We start from the raw sequence: 18,425 nt of genomic DNA on the forward strand, positions 1-18,425 counted from the left end.
CGCTTCGCGGCGGTCCCCCTCCCCGTGCCGGGGAGGATGTTACGCCGGTGCGGTTGCGCCTACCGGCCCGACATCGGCCGGTTCGCCGCGCGAATACACGCCGGTGAGCAGGCCCGCCGCCAAGACCCGGCCGGCCATTGCCTCGACCACCGTGCTACGGCCCGGATTGGGGTCGAGCTGTGGCGCGTCCTTCAGCGCGAAGAGCTGGAAGGCGTAGCGATGCTCGCCATGGCCGGTCGGCGGATCGGGCGGCAGCCAGCCTTCGCGTAGATAGCTGTTGCGGCCGACATCGCCCTGTACGGCATCGCCGTCGCCGTCGGGACGGATCGTGCCTTCGGCGAGTTGTCCGTCGCCGGGCGCGATGTCCCACAGGATTGCGTGGACGAGGGGCTGGGTCGAGGGGGCGTCGGGGTCCTCAACGATCAGCGCCAGCGACGTCGCCTCTGCGGGCACGCCGCGCCAGTGCAGCGGGGGCGACACCCCCGCGCCATCAGCGGTGAAGCGCTCGGGAAGGCGCTGTCCGTCGGCAAAGGCGAGGCTGGCAAGGTCGAGGCTGGCGAAGCTGCCCAGCGCCGGATCGACGATCGTCAGCTTCGATGCGCCCGCGCGGACATTGTGCAGCAGGGCGCCGAGCCATCCCGGAACATGTTCGAGCATGATGGTCCTTTCGTCGCGAGATACCGCCCGATAACCGGCGAAACCGCCATTGGGGTCCTTCGGCGCGTATCATTGCAGGGCAGGACGGGACGATCGCAGCGCGGCCCGCCCGTCACCGGATACGATCCGTGTTTGCTGCGTTGCAACATACGGATTGAACCGGAGACCGTCATGACCGCAACCGACCGACCCCGTCTCGCGCTCGCGCTGCAAGGCGGCGGCGCGCATGGCGCCTATGGCTGGGGGGTACTCGACCGGCTGCTCGAAGAGGATCTGCCGATCGTCGCGGTCAGCGGCGCGTCGGCCGGGGCGCTGAACGGGGCGGCATTGGTCAGCGGCATGGCGATCGATGGACGGCAGGGGGCCAAGGATGCGCTCGCGCGGCTATGGGGCAGCGTCTCGCGCAACTCGCCGTTGCAGGCGTTCGATACCGATTTCTGGATGATGCCGGCGTTCGAGCCGCTGCTGCGGCGATCGCTGGAATTCAGCAAGCTGATCAGCCGCTATATCGCGCCACTCTCGCCGGGGTTGCGCGACATGCGGGCCCTGCGGCGGGTGGTCGGCGACAGCCTCGACCTGACCGCGCTGACCGCGCGCCATGCGATCCCGCTGTCGATCGCCGCGACGCGGGTCGCGACCGGGGCGGCGCGGCTGTTCCATAATGACGAGATCACGCTCGACGCGCTGATGGCATCGGCTTGTCTGCCGGAATTGTTCGGGCCGGTGACGATCGACGGCGAGCCCTATTGGGATGGCGGCTTTTCGGCCAATCCGGCGCTCGAGCCGCTGATCTTCGGCGGGCATGGCCAGACCGACATGCTGATCGTGCAGATCACGCCCTTCGCCACCCGCGAGACGCCCGATACGCTGGTCGAGGTGATGGGGCGGATGAGCGATATCGGCTTCAACGCCTGCCTGCTCCGCGACCTCAAGGCGCTGACCGAGGTGCAGGCGATCGCCCGGCGCGCGCCGCCGATCGACGACAATCTTACCGCGCTGGCGCGGACCAACCTGCATCTGATGGAGGCGGCACCGGCGCTGTCGGACCGGGGACCGACCGGCAAGAGCGATACGCGCCGGTCGCAGCTGGAGGGCCTGCGCGAACTGGGCCGGGCGACGGCCGATGCGTGGCTGGCCGAACATGGCGCGCGGCTGGGGCAGGGATCGACGCTGACCGAATTGCCCGAGGCGGTGGCGGCCTGATCAGGCGGTGACGATCGCGCCGTCGTCGACCGTCACCGGCAACGGCGTCAACGACTGGCCGGGGCAGGGGCCGCCGAGGCATTTGCCGTCGTCGATCGCGAAGAGCGCGGCGTGCCAGCTGCAGGTGATGGCGCTGCCATCGGGCGTCAGATAGGCGTCGAGCGTCTGCGCGAGCGGCAGGCCCATATGCGGGCAGCGATCGACATAGCCGACCACCGCATCGCCGCGTCGCACGACGAAGCCGTGGAACCGGCCGGCGCGCAGTTGCAGCACATAGTTGCGCGCGCGCCCATCGGCGATGTCGGTCAACGGGCCGAGCTTCACCCCCGCCGGGGTGGCGAAGACGCGGGCGTCGCTCATCCGGGCAGGCGCGCCTTGGCGAAACCGGTCCAGACGGCGTCGTAATCGAGCTGCATCGTCGGTGAAGTCACCGCCCAGCGGCTCGGCTTCACGACGTGGCGGGTTTCGAACATGAACGCCATGGTGTCGGCGATCCGATGCGGCTTCAGGTCGGCGGCGACCGCCTTGTCATAGCTCGCCTGATCGGGGCCGTGGCCGTTCATCTGGTTGTGGAGCGATGCGCCGCCGGGGGCGAAGCCGCCCTCCTTGGCGTCATAGGCGCCGGTGACGAGGCCCATGAACTCGCTCATGACGTTGCGGTGGAACCAGGGCGGGCGGAAACTGTCCTCGGCGACCATCCAGCGCGGGGGGAAAATCACGAAGTCGCAATTGGCGGTGCCGGGCGTGTCGCTGGGGCTGGTCAGCACGGTGAAGATCGACGGATCGGGATGGTCGAAGCTGACGGTGTTGATCGTGTTGAACCGGGTCAGGTCGTAGCGGCAGGGCGCGAGATTCCCGTGCCACGCGACGACGTCGAACGGGCTGTGGTCGAGGGTGGTCGTCCACAGGCCGCCCTGGAATTTCTGGATGACCTCGTGAGGGGTGTCGCGGTCTTCGAACCACGCCGACGGCGTTTCGAAATCGCGCGGGTTGGCGAGGCCGTTGGCGCCGATCGGCCCGAGATCGGGCAGGCGGAACAGGCTGCCGTAATTTTCGCAGACATAGCCGCGGGCCGCCCCGTCGGGCAGGTTGACGCGGAAGCGGACGCCGCGCGGAATGACCGCGATCTGTAGCGGCGCAAGGTCGATCCGGCCGAGTTCGGTGTCGATCGCGAGGGCACCCTGCTGCGGCACGATCAGCAGCTCGCCATCGGCCGAGAAGAAGGCACGGTCCATGTCCTTCGTCGCGGCGTAGAGATGGATGCCGACCCCGCTCTGCGCGGCGACGTCGCCGGTCGCGCCATAGGTGACGAGGCCGTCGACCCAGTCGGTCGGTTCGGTCGGCAGCGGCAACGGGTCCCAGCGCAGGCGGTTGGGGCTGGGCGGCGGGCCGGCGATGGGGGCGGTCTGGAGGTTCTTCGCGCCGGCATAGGGGGTGAATGCCCCGTGGTTGGCGGTGGGGCGCAGGCGATAGAGCCACGAGCGGCGGTTCTCGGCGCGCGGCGCGGTGAAGGCGGTCCCGGACAATTGTTCGGCGTAGAGGCCGAAGGGCACATGCTGCGGGCTGTTGCGCCCGATCGGCAGGGCGCCGGGAACGGCTTCGGTGGCGATATGGTTGGCGAAACCGGGATGGTAGGTCATGGTCACCTCATCAATCCTCCCCGCGCGCGGGGAGGAGTTGGTCGTTGCCCGCCGGGCCGTCAGTCGCGGCGAAGCCTCTCCTTGTGGCCCGGCTCCGCTGCGCTGGCCGGCGCGGGGCCGGGACCGCTGTCCCGGCATCCGCTCGACGCTCAGGCGTCGACCGTGATTACCCCGCGCCGAATCTGATCCAGTTCGATGCTTTCGTACAGCGCCTGGAAATTGCCGTTGCCGAAGCCCTCATTGCCCTTGCGCTGGATGATCTCGAAGAAGATCGGGCCGAACATCGGTTCGGTGAAGATCTGCAGCAACAGTCCCTCCTCACCGACATTGCCGTCGATCAGGATGCGGTTGCGCTTGAGCCGTTCAAGGTCCTCGCCATGGTTCGGCACGCGCTTGTCGACCAGTTCGTAATAGGTCTCGATCGTATCCTGCAGCTTCACGCCACGCGCGCGCAGTTTCTCGACAGTTTCGAAAATATCTTCGGTGGTGAAGGCGAGGTGCTGGATGCCTTCGCCATTATAGTCGCGGATGAATTCCTCGATCTGGCTCTTGTCGTCCTGGCTTTCGTTCAGCGGGATGCGGATCGCCTTGTCCGGTGCGATCATCGCCTGGCTGAACAGGCCGGTGGCCTTGCCCTTGATGTCGAAATATTTCTGCTCTTCAAAGCCGAAAATCTGGTTGTAGAAGGTCGACCAGGTCCGCATCTGCCCGCGCTTCACATTGTGCGTGAGGTGGTCGAGCAGGTCGAGACCGACATTGTTTTCGGCCTCCGCTTCGGCTGCGCCGGGGATCGCGTCCCAATTGTCGTACAGCGACCCGGCGGCACCATGGCGGTCGACCAGATACAGCATCGACCCGCCGATCCCCTCCAGCGCATAGCCTTCGCCCAGCACGCCACGCGCGGGATTGGCCGGTTTGGCACCGCGCGTGACGGCAGCCTCGAACGCAGCCTTCGCATCGGCGACGCGGAACGCCATGCCCGCTGCCGATGGTCCGTGCTGCGCAGCAAAGTCCGCAGCATGACCGTCGGGAATACGGTTCAGCAGCAGGTTGATGCGACCCTGTTTGTAGCGCACAACGTCGCGCTCACGATGCTTCGACGCGGCGACGAAACCGAATTGTTCGAGCTGTTGCGCCATGCGGTCGAGATCGGGGGCAGTGAATTCGCAGAATTCGAATCCGTCGAGACCCATCGGGTTGACGTCCATATGCTCCACCGGTGCATCCTCCTAATTCGTATCAATTGATACGAAACTGATCCTAACCATGGCCCGTGTCAAGCGCCTCCCACGGTGGCGGCGAGAAGCGGTCGGCGAGGGAATCGACGAAGGCGGTAACCGCCGGGCGCGGTTGTGCGGCGTGCAGCGCATGGATGGCGAGGTCGCGCGCACCCTCCCATTCGGGCAGGAGACGGATCAACCGCCCGTCGGCGAGCGCCGTGCCGACGTCCCAGAGCGAGCGCAGCGCGACCCCGACCCCGGCAAGTACCAGTTCGCGGACGATCTCGCTGGAATCGGTGCGGACGTGCGATATCCCTTCGACCAGCGCGCGCTTGCCGGGACGCAGCAGCGTCCATGGCAATTGCCCGTCGGCGGCGAGCAACCGGTGACCGGCAAGTGCGGCGGGCGTGGCCGGCGTGCCGTGTGCGGCAAGATAGGCAGGGCCGGCGCAGACCACGCGCCGATTGCCGGCCAGCCGCCGTGCGATGTAGCCGGCGGGCGGATCGGCGGTGATGCGGATCGCGCAGTCGATCCGCTGCGCGGCGAGGTCGACATAGCCGTCGGAAAGCGTCAGTTCGAGCGCGATGGCTGGATAGGCACGCAGGAAATCGCCTAGATGCGGTGCGATATGCAGTCGCGCGAACGAGGTCGGCGCGGCGATGCGCAACGGGCCGGCCGGGGTTGCGGCGGCGCCGGTGACACGTGCCTCCGCTTCGGTCAGTGCGGCAAGAAGCTGCGTCAGTTCGGCATGGAGTTGCGCGCCGACCGGGGTCGGGTGGAGCCGCCGCGTGGTCCGCTCGATCAGCCGCACGCCGAGCCGCGCCTCCAGCCGTGCCAGTCGCTTCGACACCATCGCCGGCGAGATGCCCCAGGCCCGCGCGGTCGCGGCGATGCTGCCGTTGTCCAGGATTGCCACGAACAGCGCATGGTCGGGATCGAACGCCATTCGTTCCTCCATGGAATGACTGTGCTGCGATTATGATCGCTACCGATGCGAAAGGCGAGGTGGTAGTTCGGGGTCGGAAAACGAGAAAGGGTGCAGTGATGTCGCAAGCCTATGTCGATCGCGCCGGATTGTCGGTCGCCGCCGAACTGGCCGAGTTCGTCGAGGCGCGGGCGCTGCCCGGTACCGGCATTCCCGCCGATTCCTTCTGGGAAGGTGTTGCCGCGATCTTTGCCCGCTTCGCCCCAGAGAACCGCGCGTTACTCGCCCGGCGCGATGCGTTGCAGGCGCAACTGGATGCGTGGTTCGTCGAGCGCATGGGGCAGGCGATCGACCCGGCCGAGCAGGAGGCGTTTCTGCGCTCGATCGGCTATCTGGTCGACGAACCCGCACCGTTCACGGTCGATCCGGCCGATGTCGATTCGGAGATCGCGACGCTGGCTGGGCCGCAACTGGTCGTGCCGATTCTGAATGCGCGGTTCCTGCTCAACGCCGCCAATGCGCGCTGGGGCAGCCTGTACGATGCGCTGTACGGGACCGACGCGATCCCCGGCACGCCGGCACCGGACGGCTATGATGCGGCGCGCGGGGCGGCGGTGATCGACCGAGCGAAGGCGTTTCTGGACGATGCGGTCCCACTGGCGGGGGCAAGCTGGCGCGACTGGACCGGCGATGCGCCGATGCTGGCCGACGCCACGCAACTGGTCGGGCGCGCGGGCGACAATCTGCTGCTGCGCCATCATGGGCTGCACATCGAACTGGTCATCGACCGCGACCATGCGATCGGCCGCACCGATCCGGCGGGGCTGGCCGATATCCTGCTCGAATCGGCGCTGACCACGATCTGCGATCTAGAGGATTCGGTCGCGGCGGTCGATGCCGAGGACAAGGTCGCCGCCTATGCCAACTGGTTGGGGCTGATGCAGGGCGATCTGTCGGCGAGCTTCGCCAAGGGCGGGCGGACGGTCACGCGCACCCTCGCCGCCGATCGCCGCTATGTCGGCAGCGATGGCGGGGAACTGGTGCTGCCGGGTCGTTCGCTGTTGTTCGTCCGTAATGTCGGCCATCTGATGACGACGCCCGCGCTGCTGCTGGCCGACGGCAACGAGGCACCCGAAGGCATACTCGATGCGATCGTTACCAGCATGATCGCGCTGCACGACGTGAACGGTCCGCAGGCCAACAGCCGGACCGGATCGATCTATATCGTCAAGCCCAAGCAGCACGGGCCGGAAGAGGTCGCCTTCACCGATCGGCTGTTCGACGCAGTCGAGGATCTGCTGATCCTTCCCCGTCACACCATCAAGGTCGGGGTGATGGATGAGGAGCGGCGTACCTCCGCCAATCTGGCGGCGTGTATCCATGCCGTCCGCCACCGGATCGTCTTCATCAATACCGGTTTCCTCGATCGCACCGGCGACGAACTGCACAGCGCGATGCATGCCGGGGCGATGGTTCCGAAGGGCGAGATGAAGGGAGCGGCGTGGATCGCGGCCTATGAGGATCGCAACGTCCAGATCGGCCTCGCCTGTGGCCTTGGCGGGCGGGCACAGATCGGCAAAGGCATGTGGGCAGCGCCCGACCGGTTGGCGGACATGCTCGATCAGAAGATCGCCCATCCGATGAGCGGAGCGAGCACCGCATGGGTGCCGTCGCCGACCGCCGCCACGCTGCACGCGCTGCATTATCATGGCGTGGATGTTGCGCAGCGACAGGCGGTCCGGGCGAGCGAACCGGTCGCGCCGCTGACGGAGTTGCTGACCCTGCCGCTGGCGACGGGACGCAACTGGGACGCGGGCGAGGTCGCGCGCGAACTCGACAATAATGCGCAGGGGATCCTCGGCTATGTCGTGCGCTGGATCGATCAGGGCATCGGTTGTTCGAAGGTGCCCGATATCCATGACGTCGGGTTGATGGAGGACCGCGCGACGCTGCGCATTTCATCGCAGCATATCGCCAACTGGCTGTTGCACGGCGTGTGTTCGGCGGCCGACATCGATGCGGCGTTCGATCGGATGGCGGTGAAGGTCGATGCGCAGAATGCCGACGATCCGGCGTACCGGCCGCTGGCGGGCGGCGTCGCGCTGGCGGCGGCGCGGGCGCTGGTGTTCGAGGGGTTGGAACAGCCGAACGGGTATACCGAGCCGTTGTTGCATGCGTATCGGAAGGTGGCGAAGGCAGCGGTGTAAGGGGCAGGTTTGTCTCGCGACTATCCGCAACTCTTATTCGCCCAATATGCACGTACCAGTAGAAGACATCCTGCTCTTCGCAAGATCACAAAGCTGACGATTGGCGGGATGCGTCAGATTGGCCTTCTCGCCAAGGCAAGCCTCGTAGTCCGAAATGCCTACATCGAACTCTTCATGCTCCCTTTGCGGTTCGCGCAGGTGACGACAAGCGTGTCTGGCGGACCGGATTGCCGTTGGTTCTCTTGCCTCCAAAGCATCACGCACCGCGTTCGCTTCGGGGGTAGTGTCGGCACCTGACGAGCAAGCGGCCAGCAAGATCGACGTGCAAAAGAGTATGCAAAGTCGCATGGCAGGAACCTCTTCGCGGAACGCCACCTTTACAACGCTCGTATCGAAATTCGCCAGTTTTACCCTGCCGCCACGCCCCCCGCCGCCGGTTCCAGCGCATTGATCGCGGCATGGACCCGCGCCTCGATCTCCTCGCGCGGCAGACCGGGCGGGATCGGGTCGAGCAGACGGATCGTAATGACCCCCGGCCGGCTCGGCCCGCGGCGCGGCATGCAGTGGCCGCTGTCGAGCGCGACCGGGATCACCGGCATGTTCAGCGCCTTGTACAGTCCGGCAAAGCCCGAGCGCAGCGGCGGGGCTTCGCCGACGGGGACGCGCGTACCTTCGGGAAAGATCAGGACCGAGCGGTTTTCCTTCCGCGCGGCGGCGGCTTCCTTCAGCATCTGGCGCAGGGCCTTTGACGAAGCATCGCGGTCCACGCCGATCGCGCCATAGGCGCGGGCGGTGCGGCCCCAGAAGGGCATGTCGATCAACTCACGCTTCATGACGATCAGCGGGCCATCGATCAGCTCGGCCATTTCGAGCGTCTCGACCATCGCCTGATGCTTGACCGCGAACAGATAGGTGCCGGGTGGGCGCACTCCCTCCACCCGGACGCGGACGCCCAATATCCAGCGCGCGAGGAAGCGGTGGACGCGGATCCAGACATGGGCATGGGCGTGCATCGCATCGCGACTGACCGCGGCGGAGATCGGCGCGCTCAGCACGATCGGCACCGACGCGCCATAGAACAGGATGCGGAACAGGAGGGTGCGGGCCCATGCGATCACAGGTCGATCCCCAGCCGCATCACGATGCCCCGCACCACATATTTGTTATATTCGCCGAACAGCAGGGCGAAGCCCGGATGGCCGGTTACCGGATCGCGCACGATCTCGACCGAATTGCCCAGCGCATGGCGCAGTTCCATGGTCGCGCGCGCCATATGCCAGTTCGATGTGACCAGCCGGATCGAGCGATAGCGGTTGCGCCGGACCCATTCGGCGGTCTCGTCGGCGTTGGAGCGGGTGTCGACCGCCTCCTTGCCGAGATCGACGCAGCAGCGGAACAGCGCGCGCGGCGCATCGATCGCGGCGGCCAGTTCGCGCGGGCGGACATCGGGATCGACGCCGGTGATGAGCATCCGCCGCGCCTGCCCCGCCGCCAGTACCGCCAGCCCGCGCTCAATCCGGCCCGAACCGCCGGTGGGCACGACGACGCCGTCGGTCCGCCGGTCGAGGGCACCGGGTTGCGGCAGGGTCACCGCGAACAGCGCGAAGCCGAGCGCGTAGAGCAGCAGCAGGACCGAGAGGATGCGTCCCATCACAACACCCGCGCCAGCCGCCGCAGCACCGCGACCCGCGCGGCGAACATGGCGAGCAGGGTGAAGGCGACGGGCAGCAGCGCGATCACCAGCCAGTCGAGCGGTTGCAGCGAGACGCCATCGGCCAGCTGCGAATCGAGCGATGCCATACGCTGGCCGAGCAACGCCACCAGCAGGGCGCCGGCCAGCGCGCCGATCAGCCCGCCGGTCAGCGTGTCCTGCCCGATGCGCCGCTGGAACAGCCGCGCGATCTGAAGATCGGTCGAACCCAGCATGTGCAGGATGTCGATCGTTCCGCGGTGCGTATCAAGCCCCGCCCGCGCCACCAGCAGTACGACCGCCCCCGTCGCGCTCGCCATCACCAGCACCAGCCCCAATGCGGTCCAGCCGAGCGCGGCGACGAAGGCGCGGACCGGGGCGAGCCACGTCGCATGGCGATCGACGCGGATGCCGTTGCCGGCAGCCTTCGCCAACGCCTCGACCCGCGCCACCGTCGCGTCGTCGCCGCTGCGCAGGTCGACATCGATCATCGCCGGCATCGGCAGATCGGCGTCGAGTCCTGCCTCGCCCAGCCACGGTTCGAGCAGTTCGGCAAGGCGGGCGCGGTCGACCTCGTTCGCGCGGGCGACATCGGCGGAGGCGCGCAACCGGCCGAGCAACGCGGCGGTCACCGCATCGCGGCGGGCGGCGTCGCCCTCGATCACCTGTACCGTCAGCCGCGCCGCCAGTTGCCGGTCGAGCGCACGGCCCGCCCCCTGCGTCGAGAGGCCAAGCGCCGCGCTCAGGGTCGTCAGGAAGATCATGATCGCCATGATCCACACCATCGCCCGCCGCCCCTGCCGGTCGTCGAGCAGCGGCTGCACCGCCGCACGCCCGATCATGCCGCGGCCCTGGGGTCGAGCAACCGGCCGCCGTCCAGCTCCATGACCAGCGCATCGGGGACGCGATGGAGCAGGTGATGGTCGTGGGTCGCCATGACGACGGTCGTGCCGAGCCGGTTGAGCGAGGCGAACAGCTTGAGCAGGCGTTCGGCCATGATCGGGTCGACGTTGCCGGTCGGTTCGTCCGCGACGAGGATCTCGGGACGGGTAATGACCGCGCGGGCGATGGCGACGCGCTGTTGCTCGCCGCCCGACAGCGTCGGCGGACGGGCATCGGCGCGGTCGGTCAACCCGACCCATGCCAGCATCTCGGCGACCGGCCCGGCCAGTTCCTCCTCGGGCATGCCGGCGACGCGTAGCGGCAGCGCGATATTGTCGCGGGCCGACAGATGCGGCACCAGCCGGAAATCCTGGAATACCACCCCGATCCGCCGCCGGAACCCGGGCAGGCGTTCGCGCGGCGACAATACCATATCCTCCCCGAACAGGCGGATCACGCCCCGGCTGGGCCGCTGCGCAAGATAGAGCAGGCGCAGCAGCGAGGTCTTGCCCGCGCCCGACGCGCCGAGCAGGAAATGGAAGGTGCCTTCGCGGAGCGTGAAGCTGAGGTCGCTCAGCGTTTCCGGCCCGTGACCATAGCGAAGGCCGACATTCTCGAACTGAACGATACTGGCCACGTGCGCCCTTGGATTCCGCCGGTGACCCACGCCAATCGCACATGGGGGCGTTTGTCTCAAGCCGGGCAACATCGCGCCTTGCCCGGATGGCGTCTGCGCCGTAGATTCAGCGTTCGATTTCAAGCCGCGCCCGGTTCGCTCCGCATCAACGGTGGCGCGGCGCGGCTCATGCAGGGGGCAGGGGACGCGATGATCCTCGAATGTACGCAATGCCATATGCGCTATCTGGTCGCCGATTCGGCGATCGGACCGGCCGGGCGCACGGTCCGTTGCGCGGGATGCCGGCATAGCTGGTTCCAGCCGCCGGCGATGGTCGATCTGGGCCATGGCATGCCCGAAACCCCACTGCCCGCCGAACCGGTCCGCGTGCCGCAGCCGGTGGTTGCCGATGCCGCGCCCGACATGGCGCGCGCCGCGCCGGCCAGCGACTATGCGCCCGCCGCCGCCCCGGCCTTTGCCGAATCGGCCTATGCTGCCGACGTGCCGCGTCCGCTCCGCGCGCGTACCGCCGAACCGGCGCGGCGCTATGTCGATCCCGATGCCGAACGCGCCGAGCGTGGCGAGACGGTCAGCGCCTTCGCTCATCAGCCGCCCTTCGTCCCGCGCCGCAATCCCGCGCGCCGCCGCACCGCGATGGCGGTCGCCGCCGGCGTCGCGATGCTCGCCGCGACGGGCGCGATCCTCTACACCGGCACGCCGGGCATCGCCGAGCAACTGGGCCTGCCGATCGCGGCCAACGCCGACAATGCGCTGAAATTCGCGATCAACACCCCCGAACGGCGGCTGTTGTCGAGCGGCAACGAATTGTTCGCGGTATCGGGCAAGATCATCAACGAGACCGGCAGCCGTCAGCGCATTCCCGATATCCGCGCGGTGTTGAAGGACGATCAGGATCGCAGCGTCTATAGCTGGACGATCAAGCCGCAGACCCGGGTGATCGGGCCAAGCGGGGCGTTGAGTTTCAACAGCGCCGCGCTCGACGTGCCGGCCAATGCCAAGGAACTCGAACTGAGCTTCGCCTCCGGGTTGTAAGTGACGCGCAGCAATCGCTGATCGCCGGGCTACGCCTTGCGTTCGGCGGCGGCATTTGCCACTGCGCGGACCCATGAACGCGCCTGCTCCCAAGCCCTGGATCCTCGACATCGCTCCCTATGTTCCCGGCCGGTCGAAGACCGATGACGGGCGGCAGGTGGCGAAGCTGTCGTCGAACGAGAATCCGCTCGGCACCTCGCCGCATGCCCGCGCCGCCTTCGCGACCGCGGACCGCAGCCTCGAACGCTATCCCGACGCCGGTGCCGCCGATCTGCGCGCGGCGATCGGGCAGGCGCATGGGCTGGACCCGGCGCGGATCATCTATGGCACCGGATCGGACGAGGTGCTGCATCTGGCCGCCGGCGCCTATGCGGGGCTGGGCGATGAGGTCATCTTCGTCCGCTACGGTTTTGCCGTCTACGAGATCGCGGCGCGGCGGGTCGGGGCGACGCCGGTGATCGCGCCGGACAAGGATCATGCGACCGATGTCGATGCCATCCTGTCGTGCGTGACCGATCGGACCCGGGTCGTGTTCGTCGCCAATCCCAATAATCCGACCGGCACCTATGCGCCGCGTGTCGAAATCGCACGGCTGCATGCCGGGCTGCCGTCGCATGTGCTGCTGGTGCTCGATCAGGCCTATGCCGAATATCTCGATCCGGCCGAGGACGATCACGGCCTCGAACTCGCCAAGACCCAGCCCAACGTGCTGGTCACGCGGACCTTTTCGAAGATCCACGGGCTTGCCGCCGAACGGATCGGCTGGGGCTATGGATCGGCGGAGGCGATCGATGCGATGCACCGCATCCGCGCACCGTTCAACGTGACCACCGCCGGGCAGCAGGCGGCAATCGCCGCGATCCGCGACAAGGGCTTCGTCGAGGCGAGCCGCGAACATAACCGGCAGTGGCGGACGTGGTTCGAGGGCGAGATCGCGGCGATGGGCAATGCCGGCCTGCGCGCCGTGCCATCCAAGGCGAATTTCGTGCTGGTGCTGTTCGAAGGGCCGGTCAGTGCGGGCGATGCCTACCAAGCGCTGATGGACAAGGGCTATATCGTCCGCTGGCTGCCGGAACAGGGGCTGGCCAACGGCCTGCGCATCTCGATCGGGACCGAGGCGGAAGTGCGCGGCATCGCCGCCGCGCTGCGCGAGATCGTGGGCGGCTGATGCTGCCCTTTTCCCGCGTCGCCATCATCGGGCTGGGGCTGATCGGATCGTCGATCGCGCGGGCGGTGCGCGCCGAGATGCCGACGGTGCGGCTGACCGGGCATGACGCCTCGGCCGAGGCGCGCGAGCAGGTCCGCGCGCTGGGGTTGGTCGACGATTGTACCGACCATGCCGGGGCGGCGGTGATCGACGCCGATCTCGTCATCCTGTGCGTACCGGTGGGCGCGATCGGCGCAGTCGCCGCCGAGATTGCCGACGACCTGCCCGCCGGCGTGATCGTCAGCGATGTCGGGTCGAGCAAGGCGGGCGTCGCCGCCGCCTTCGCCGAGGCGTTGCCGGGCGTGACGGTGGTACCCGCGCATCCGGTGGCGGGGACCGAGCGCAGCGGGCCGGACGCGGGCTTCGCGACGCTGTTCAAGGGGCGGTGGTGCATCCTGACCCCGGCGGCCGATGCCGATCCGACCGCGGTCGAGCGAGTGGCTGAGTTCTGGCGGCGGCTGGGGGCGGATATCGATACGATGGACGCGCAGCATCATGATCTGGTGCTGGCGGTGACCAGCCATTTGCCGCACCTGATCGCCTATACCATCGTCGGGACCGCATCCGACCTCGAGGCGGTGACGCAGAGCGAGGTCATTAAATATTCGGCCGGCGGGTTTCGCGACTTCACCCGCATCGCCGCGTCGGACCCGACGATGTGGCGTGACGTGTTCCTGGCCAACAAGGACGCGGTGCTGTCGATGTTGCAGCGATTTTCTGAGGACCTGTTCGCGCTGCAACGCGCGATCCGCTGGGGCAATGGCGACGAATTGTTCGACCTGTTCACCCGAACGCGCGCGATCCGGCGGTCGATCGTCGAACAGGGGCAGGACGATGCGCGCGAGGATTTCGGGCGGAATCACGGGTAGGGCTGATCCCAGTCCCGACCTATATTTGCCAACTCCGGCCACAAGTGTCACCCCGGCGCAGGCTGGGGTCTCCCGGTTGGTTTGCGGATCGGACATGACGGGGAGACCCCAGCCTGCGCTGGGGTGACGTAGTCCATTCAGGCGCCCCTTGTCACTTCGCCTCGACCACCGGCAACCACACCGCGCTCGGGCTGTTGCCGCCGCGCTCGATCGTCACCGTCGCCTTCTTGTACGCGTCCTTGGGCGCGGTGAAGATGTTCGGGACATAGGTTTGCGGGTTGCGGTCGTAGAGCGGGAACAGCGACGACTGGACCTGCACCATGATGCGGTGGCCCGGCTGAAACACATGGTTCACGGTCGGCAGGCGGAAGCGATAGCGCTGCGTCTTGTTGGCCGGAATCGCCGAGGGTTTGGCGAAGTCGTTGCGATAGCGGCCGCGGAAGATGTCGAGGCTGACGGGCAACTGATAGCCGCCCATCGCCGGCTGGCCCGGCACGACGTTGGGATAGACGTCAATGACCTTCACCACGAAATCGCCGTCGGTGCCGGTCGTCTTCGCAAAGATATCCGCGATCGGCGCGCCAGCGACCTTGACCGGCTGGGTCAGGACCGGGGTCTGGTAGGTCATGACGTCGGGGCGGCCATCGGCATGGCGCTGGTCGCTGACCAGCCATGCCTTCCACCGGCCGTCGTCGAAATTGACTGGGCGCGAGAGGTGCGGGACCGGCTTGGCGGGGTCGGAGACATAGGCGTCGCCGCCGGCCTTGGCCGCGGTAAAGCCCAGATCACCGTCGGCACCGAGATAGATGGGTTTCAGCGGGGCGGCGCACCCCTTCTCGCACGCCAGCGGCCACTGGGGCAGTTCGTCCCAATGATTCTCGCCGGTATTGTAGATCAATGCCTGGGGCGGGGTGAAGGCGGGGCGGCCGTCGCGCAGATACTGGTCGAAGAAGGGGAAGAGGTAATTCTCCCGCCATTGCAGTGCGGTGTCGCCGTTGAACTTCAGGTCGCCGAGCGTCGAGCCGTCATAGTTCGCGCCGCTGTGGCGCCATGGCCCCATCACGAGGAAATTGTTGCCGCCCTTGCCCTTTGCCTTCAGCGCCTCCCAGGCTGTGATCGCGCCGTACATGTCCTCCTGATCCCACAGCCCCTGTTCCCACATGGTCGGCACGTTCGAGGGATTGGCGGCGATCAGCTTGTCGAGCGCCTGTCCCTGCCAATAGGCGTCGTAGGCAGGGTGGGCGACGAAACGCTGCCAGAAGGGGAGCTGGGCGTAACCCGACGCCTTGGCCCAGTCGTTGGCGGAGCCGACATTCCGGAACTGGTCGTAATCGTCATAGGTGGTCGAGGGCGGCGCGGCACCGGCGCCCTTGTAGCCGGTCTGGCTGCCGATCCAGCCGATATTGGCGAGGCGGAACGCGCCGTAGTGGAACCAGTCGTCGCCCATCCAGCCGTCGATCATTGGGCTTTCGGGGGCGGCGACCTTCAAGGCCGGATGCGGGTTCAGCAGCGCCATGACGACGGTGAAGCCTTCATAGGACGACCCCAGCATCCCGACGCGGCCGTTGCTTTCGGGCAGGTTCGCCTTGTTCACCAGCCAGTCGATCGTGTCGTACGCGTCGGTGACATGGTCGACGTTCGTTGGGTTGAGTGGCCCGCGGACCGGGCGGGTGACGACATACTCGCCCTCCGACCCGTATTTGCCGCGAATGTCCTGGAACACCCGGATATAGCCGGCGCGGGTGAACACCTCGTCGCCCTGCGGCAGCGTCGCGACATAGCTGGTGCTGTCGGAACGGGCGACGCGGCCCGAGGCGTTGTAGGGCGTGCGGGTCAGCAGGATCGGGGCGTTCACCGCGCCCTTCGGGATCATGATGACCGTGTGCAGCTTCACCCCGTCGCGCATCGGGATCATCACTTCGCGCTTCACATAGTCGTATTTGTCGGTCGGCGGCACGAACTTGGCCGGGATGTCGCCCTTGGGCGGCCAGATATCGGGGCCGGGGGCGGCGGTCTGCGCGGCGAGCGAGGTGGCGCCGAGGGCGAGGGTGCAGGCGAGAAGCAGCGGGCGGATACGCATTGATACGGGCTCCGGGGGAGATGATGTTTCATCGTCCGGCGGTGCGAGCGTGAAGTCAATACGGACTGTTTCGAAGGTTACGAAGTTGCCACGCAGCGAGCATCAAACAGCAGCGGCGCCGACCCTGTCACAGGGACGACGCCGCGGCATAAGTTGACACTCGGAGGGTTTACGCGCCCTGCGGGGTCGGCGATCCGAAGGGGCCGCGCGGGCGGCGGGTCTTGGGTATTGAGGTGCCGCCAGCCGCCAGCGGGGCGGTGGGCGTGCCTTCGTCACGGCCGATTTCTTCGCCCGCGATCAGGCGCTTGATCTCGTCGCCCGACAGGGTTTCATATTCGAGCAGCGCGCCGGCCAGCAGGTGGAGCTGATCGACATGATTGGTCAGCAGCTTGCGGGCGCGGTCCAGACCACCTTCGACGATGCGCTTGATCTCGCTGTCGATCAGTTCGGCGGTCTTGTTCGACATCCGTGCCGGAGCCGAGGACGAATAGCCGAGAAAGCTCTCGCCCTGCGGTTCGGCATATTCGACCGGCCCGACCGCGTCGGACATGCCCCAGCGGGTGACCATGTCGCGGGCGAGGCTGGTCGCCTGCTGAATGTCGCCCGAGGCGCCTGACGACACCTTGTCATAGCCAAAAATGATCTCCTCGGCGATGCGACCGCCCATCGCGACCGACAGGTTCGCGTACATCTTGTCGCGGTGATAGCTGTACGAGTCCCGTTCGGGCAGACGCATGACCATGCCCAGCGCACGGCCGCGCGGGATGATCGTCGCCTTGTGGATCGGGTCCGATGCCGGTTCGTGGAGCGAGACGATGGCGTGGCCGGCCTCGTGATAGGCGGTCATGCGCTTTTCATCGTCGGTCATGACCATCGAGCGCCGTTCGGCACCCATCATGACCTTGTCCTTCGCTTCCTCGAATTCCGAGTTGGCGACCAGCCGCTTGCCCTTGCGCGCCGCCATCAGCGCCGCTTCGTTGACGAGGTTGGCGAGATCGGCACCCGAGAAGCCGGGCGTACCACGGGCGATCACGCGCGGATCGACGTCGGGCGCCAGCGGCACCTTCTTCATATGGACCTGCAGGATCTTGATCCGGCCCTCGATATCAGGGCGCGGGACCACGACCTGACGATCGAAGCGGCCCGGACGCAGCAGCGCGGGGTCGAGCACGTCGGGACGGTTGGTCGCGGCGACGATGATGATACCCTCGTTCGCCTCGAACCCGTCCATTTCGACCAGCAGCTGGTTCAGCGTCTGCTCGCGCTCGTCATTGCCGTTGCCGAGCCCCGCGCCGCGATGGCGGCCGACCGCGTCGATTTCGTCGATGAAGACGATGCAGGGGGCCGACTTCTTGGCCTGTTCGAACATGTCGCGGACGCGGCTGGCGCCGACGCCGACGAACATCTCGACGAAGTCCGAACCCGAAATGGTGAAGAAGGGCACGCCCGCCTCACCCGCAATGGCGCGGGCGAGCAGCGTCTTGCCGGTACCGGGCGAACCGACCAGCAGCGCGCCCTTCGGGATCTTGCCGCCGAGGCGGGCGAACTTGGTCGGGTCCTTGAGGAAGTCGACGATCTCGGTCAGCTCGGCGCGTGCCTCGTCGATGCCGGCGACATCGTCGAAGGTGACCTTACCTTCCTTCTGCGTCAGCATCCGCGCGCGCGACTTGCCGAAGCCCATCGCACCGCCGCCGCCGCCGCCCTTCTGCATCTGGCGCAGGACGAAGAAGGCGATGCCGAGGAACAGCAGGAAGGGCAGCGACTGGTACAGCATGACCAGCCAGATATTCGGCCCTTCGTCGGGACGCGCGTTCATGACGACGTTCTTCGCGCGCAGCCGTTCGATCAAATTGGGATCGTTCAGCGCGTTGGTGCGGAACTTGTCGTCGTTGGTATAGGTGCCGGTGATGGTGCTGGTCGCGATGTTGACGTCGCGGACCGACCCTTCGTCGACCTTGTTCAGGAAGGTCGAATAGGGAATCACCTGACCCTGATTCTGCGTCGACGGGCCGTTGAACAGCTGGACGAAGATCGCCAGCGATACGAGGATGCCGACCCAGATCAACAGGCTCTTCATCCACGGATTGCTGCCGCCGTTATTGTCGGGGCCGTTCTGCTTGTCGTTGTCGTTCATGCGGACGTGCTACCTCTCAGTAACCACAAGATAGGCCGGTGA

16 protein-coding genes are annotated in these 18,425 nt (G+C 67.0%); 5 read left to right on the plus strand and 11 right to left on the minus strand.

What is annotated here, in order from left to right:
- Nucleotides 1–39: 39 nt before the first annotated feature.
- Complete coding sequence (locus MF607_RS13525; RefSeq protein ID WP_242119628.1) at nt 40–657, minus strand: YbhB/YbcL family Raf kinase inhibitor-like protein; 618 nt, start codon at nt 655–657, stop codon at nt 40–42.
- A 171-nt stretch (nt 658–828) separates the two neighbouring features.
- Here MF607_RS13525 and MF607_RS13530 point away from each other — a divergent pair, with 171 nt between their 5' ends.
- Nucleotides 829–1,860, plus strand: a complete 1,032-nt coding sequence (locus MF607_RS13530) for a patatin-like phospholipase family protein (protein ID WP_242119630.1) — start codon at nt 829–831, stop codon at nt 1,858–1,860.
- Here the strand turns inward: MF607_RS13530 and MF607_RS13535 are convergent, their stop codons facing one another.
- The 4 genes from MF607_RS13535 to MF607_RS13550 form a co-directional block, all read right to left on the minus strand.
- Nucleotides 1,861–2,220, minus strand: coding sequence for a Rieske (2Fe-2S) protein (locus tag MF607_RS13535; RefSeq protein ID WP_242119632.1), 360 nt, complete (start codon nt 2,218–2,220; stop codon nt 1,861–1,863). It abuts the gene before it with no gap.
- On the minus strand, nt 2,217–3,500 hold the full coding sequence (gene hmgA / locus MF607_RS13540; protein ID WP_242119772.1) for a homogentisate 1,2-dioxygenase: 1,284 nt from the start codon (nt 3,498–3,500) through the stop codon (nt 2,217–2,219). The genes MF607_RS13535 and hmgA overlap by 4 nt, the downstream gene beginning before the upstream one ends.
- Before the next feature lie 149 nt (nt 3,501–3,649).
- Entirely contained in the window at nt 3,650–4,708 is a 1,059-nt protein-coding gene (hppD, locus tag MF607_RS13545; RefSeq protein ID WP_242119774.1) for a 4-hydroxyphenylpyruvate dioxygenase, read from the minus strand.
- Between the two features lie 52 nt (nt 4,709–4,760).
- Nucleotides 4,761–5,666 carry a LysR family transcriptional regulator gene (locus MF607_RS13550; RefSeq protein ID WP_242119633.1) on the minus strand — a complete coding sequence of 302 codons (906 nt, stop codon included), beginning with the start codon at nt 5,664–5,666 and terminating at the stop codon, nt 4,761–4,763.
- A 98-nt stretch (nt 5,667–5,764) separates the two neighbouring features.
- On the opposite strand from MF607_RS13550, the gene MF607_RS13555 reads away from it, so the two are divergent.
- Complete coding sequence (locus tag MF607_RS13555) at nt 5,765–7,852, plus strand: malate synthase G (RefSeq protein WP_242119635.1); 2,088 nt, start codon at nt 5,765–5,767, stop codon at nt 7,850–7,852.
- 407 nt (nt 7,853–8,259) lie between these two features.
- On the opposite strand, the gene MF607_RS13560 is transcribed toward MF607_RS13555, so the two are convergent.
- The 4 genes from MF607_RS13560 to ftsE are packed head-to-tail and all read right to left on the minus strand — an operon-like array spanning nt 8,260 to nt 11,061.
- Entirely contained in the window at nt 8,260–8,970 is a 711-nt protein-coding gene (locus tag MF607_RS13560; RefSeq protein ID WP_347340887.1) for a lysophospholipid acyltransferase family protein, read from the minus strand.
- Nucleotides 8,967–9,506 (minus strand): YdcF family protein, encoded by a 540-nt coding sequence (locus tag MF607_RS13565; RefSeq protein ID WP_242119637.1) that lies wholly within the window; start codon nt 9,504–9,506, stop codon nt 8,967–8,969. Before MF607_RS13565 ends, MF607_RS13560 begins: the two co-directional genes overlap by 4 nt.
- Entirely contained in the window at nt 9,503–10,384 is an 882-nt protein-coding gene (locus MF607_RS13570; protein ID WP_242119639.1) for a cell division protein FtsX, read from the minus strand. The genes MF607_RS13565 and MF607_RS13570 overlap by 4 nt, the downstream gene beginning before the upstream one ends.
- A complete protein-coding gene (gene ftsE / locus MF607_RS13575; protein ID WP_242119642.1) occupies nt 10,381–11,061 on the minus strand; it encodes a cell division ATP-binding protein FtsE in 681 nt (226 codons plus the stop codon). Before ftsE ends, MF607_RS13570 begins: the two co-directional genes overlap by 4 nt.
- Before the next feature lie 189 nt (nt 11,062–11,250).
- Between ftsE and MF607_RS13580 the strand changes: the two genes are divergently transcribed.
- The 3 genes from MF607_RS13580 (at nt 11,251) to MF607_RS13590 (ending at nt 14,169) form a co-directional block, all read left to right on the plus strand.
- Complete coding sequence (locus tag MF607_RS13580) at nt 11,251–12,093, plus strand: zinc-ribbon domain-containing protein (protein WP_242119644.1); 843 nt, start codon at nt 11,251–11,253, stop codon at nt 12,091–12,093.
- A gap of 73 nt (nt 12,094–12,166) precedes the next feature.
- Complete coding sequence (hisC, locus tag MF607_RS13585; RefSeq protein WP_242119647.1) at nt 12,167–13,261, plus strand: histidinol-phosphate transaminase; 1,095 nt, start codon at nt 12,167–12,169, stop codon at nt 13,259–13,261.
- Nucleotides 13,261–14,169 carry a prephenate/arogenate dehydrogenase family protein gene (locus tag MF607_RS13590; RefSeq protein ID WP_242119648.1) on the plus strand — a complete coding sequence of 303 codons (909 nt, stop codon included), beginning with the start codon at nt 13,261–13,263 and terminating at the stop codon, nt 14,167–14,169. Before hisC ends, MF607_RS13590 begins: the two co-directional genes overlap by 1 nt.
- A gap of 151 nt (nt 14,170–14,320) precedes the next feature.
- On the opposite strand, the gene MF607_RS13595 is transcribed toward MF607_RS13590, so the two are convergent.
- Both MF607_RS13595 and ftsH read right to left on the minus strand, forming a co-directional pair.
- Nucleotides 14,321–16,249, minus strand: coding sequence for a CocE/NonD family hydrolase (locus MF607_RS13595; protein ID WP_242119650.1), 1,929 nt, complete (start codon nt 16,247–16,249; stop codon nt 14,321–14,323).
- A gap of 169 nt (nt 16,250–16,418) precedes the next feature.
- Nucleotides 16,419–18,383, minus strand: coding sequence for an ATP-dependent zinc metalloprotease FtsH (gene ftsH / locus MF607_RS13600; protein WP_277925896.1), 1,965 nt, complete (start codon nt 18,381–18,383; stop codon nt 16,419–16,421).
- Nucleotides 18,384–18,425: the final 42 nt, after the last annotated feature.

The sequence above is a fragment of the Sphingomonas lacusdianchii genome, assembly GCF_022664395.1.
GTDB classification, from domain to species: domain Bacteria; phylum Pseudomonadota; class Alphaproteobacteria; order Sphingomonadales; family Sphingomonadaceae; genus Sphingomonas; species Sphingomonas lacusdianchii.

Bases quoted from the DNA above. Each gene is read 5' to 3' on its own strand.
- MF607_RS13555 (WP_242119635.1), top strand. From the start codon at position 5,765: ATGTCGCAAGCCTATGTCGATCGCGCCGGATTGTCGGTCGCCGCCGAA.
- MF607_RS13550 (WP_242119633.1), bottom strand. From the start codon at position 5,666: ATGGCGTTCGATCCCGACCATGCGCTGTTCGTGGCAATCCTGGACAAC.
- hisC (WP_242119647.1), top strand. From the start codon at position 12,167: ATGAACGCGCCTGCTCCCAAGCCCTGGATCCTCGACATCGCTCCCTAT.
- MF607_RS13570 (WP_242119639.1), bottom strand. From the start codon at position 10,384: ATGATCGGGCGTGCGGCGGTGCAGCCGCTGCTCGACGACCGGCAGGGG.
- hppD (WP_242119774.1), bottom strand. From the start codon at position 4,708: ATGGACGTCAACCCGATGGGTCTCGACGGATTCGAATTCTGCGAATTC.
- MF607_RS13590 (WP_242119648.1), top strand. From the start codon at position 13,261: ATGCTGCCCTTTTCCCGCGTCGCCATCATCGGGCTGGGGCTGATCGGA.
- ftsH (WP_277925896.1), bottom strand. From the start codon at position 18,383: ATGAACGACAACGACAAGCAGAACGGCCCCGACAATAACGGCGGCAGC.
- hmgA (WP_242119772.1), bottom strand. From the start codon at position 3,500: ATGACCTACCATCCCGGTTTCGCCAACCATATCGCCACCGAAGCCGTT.
- MF607_RS13525 (WP_242119628.1), bottom strand. From the start codon at position 657: ATGCTCGAACATGTTCCGGGATGGCTCGGCGCCCTGCTGCACAATGTC.
- MF607_RS13580 (WP_242119644.1), top strand. From the start codon at position 11,251: ATGATCCTCGAATGTACGCAATGCCATATGCGCTATCTGGTCGCCGAT.
- MF607_RS13535 (WP_242119632.1), bottom strand. From the start codon at position 2,220: ATGAGCGACGCCCGCGTCTTCGCCACCCCGGCGGGGGTGAAGCTCGGC.
- MF607_RS13530 (WP_242119630.1), top strand. From the start codon at position 829: ATGACCGCAACCGACCGACCCCGTCTCGCGCTCGCGCTGCAAGGCGGC.
- MF607_RS13595 (WP_242119650.1), bottom strand. From the start codon at position 16,249: ATGCGTATCCGCCCGCTGCTTCTCGCCTGCACCCTCGCCCTCGGCGCC.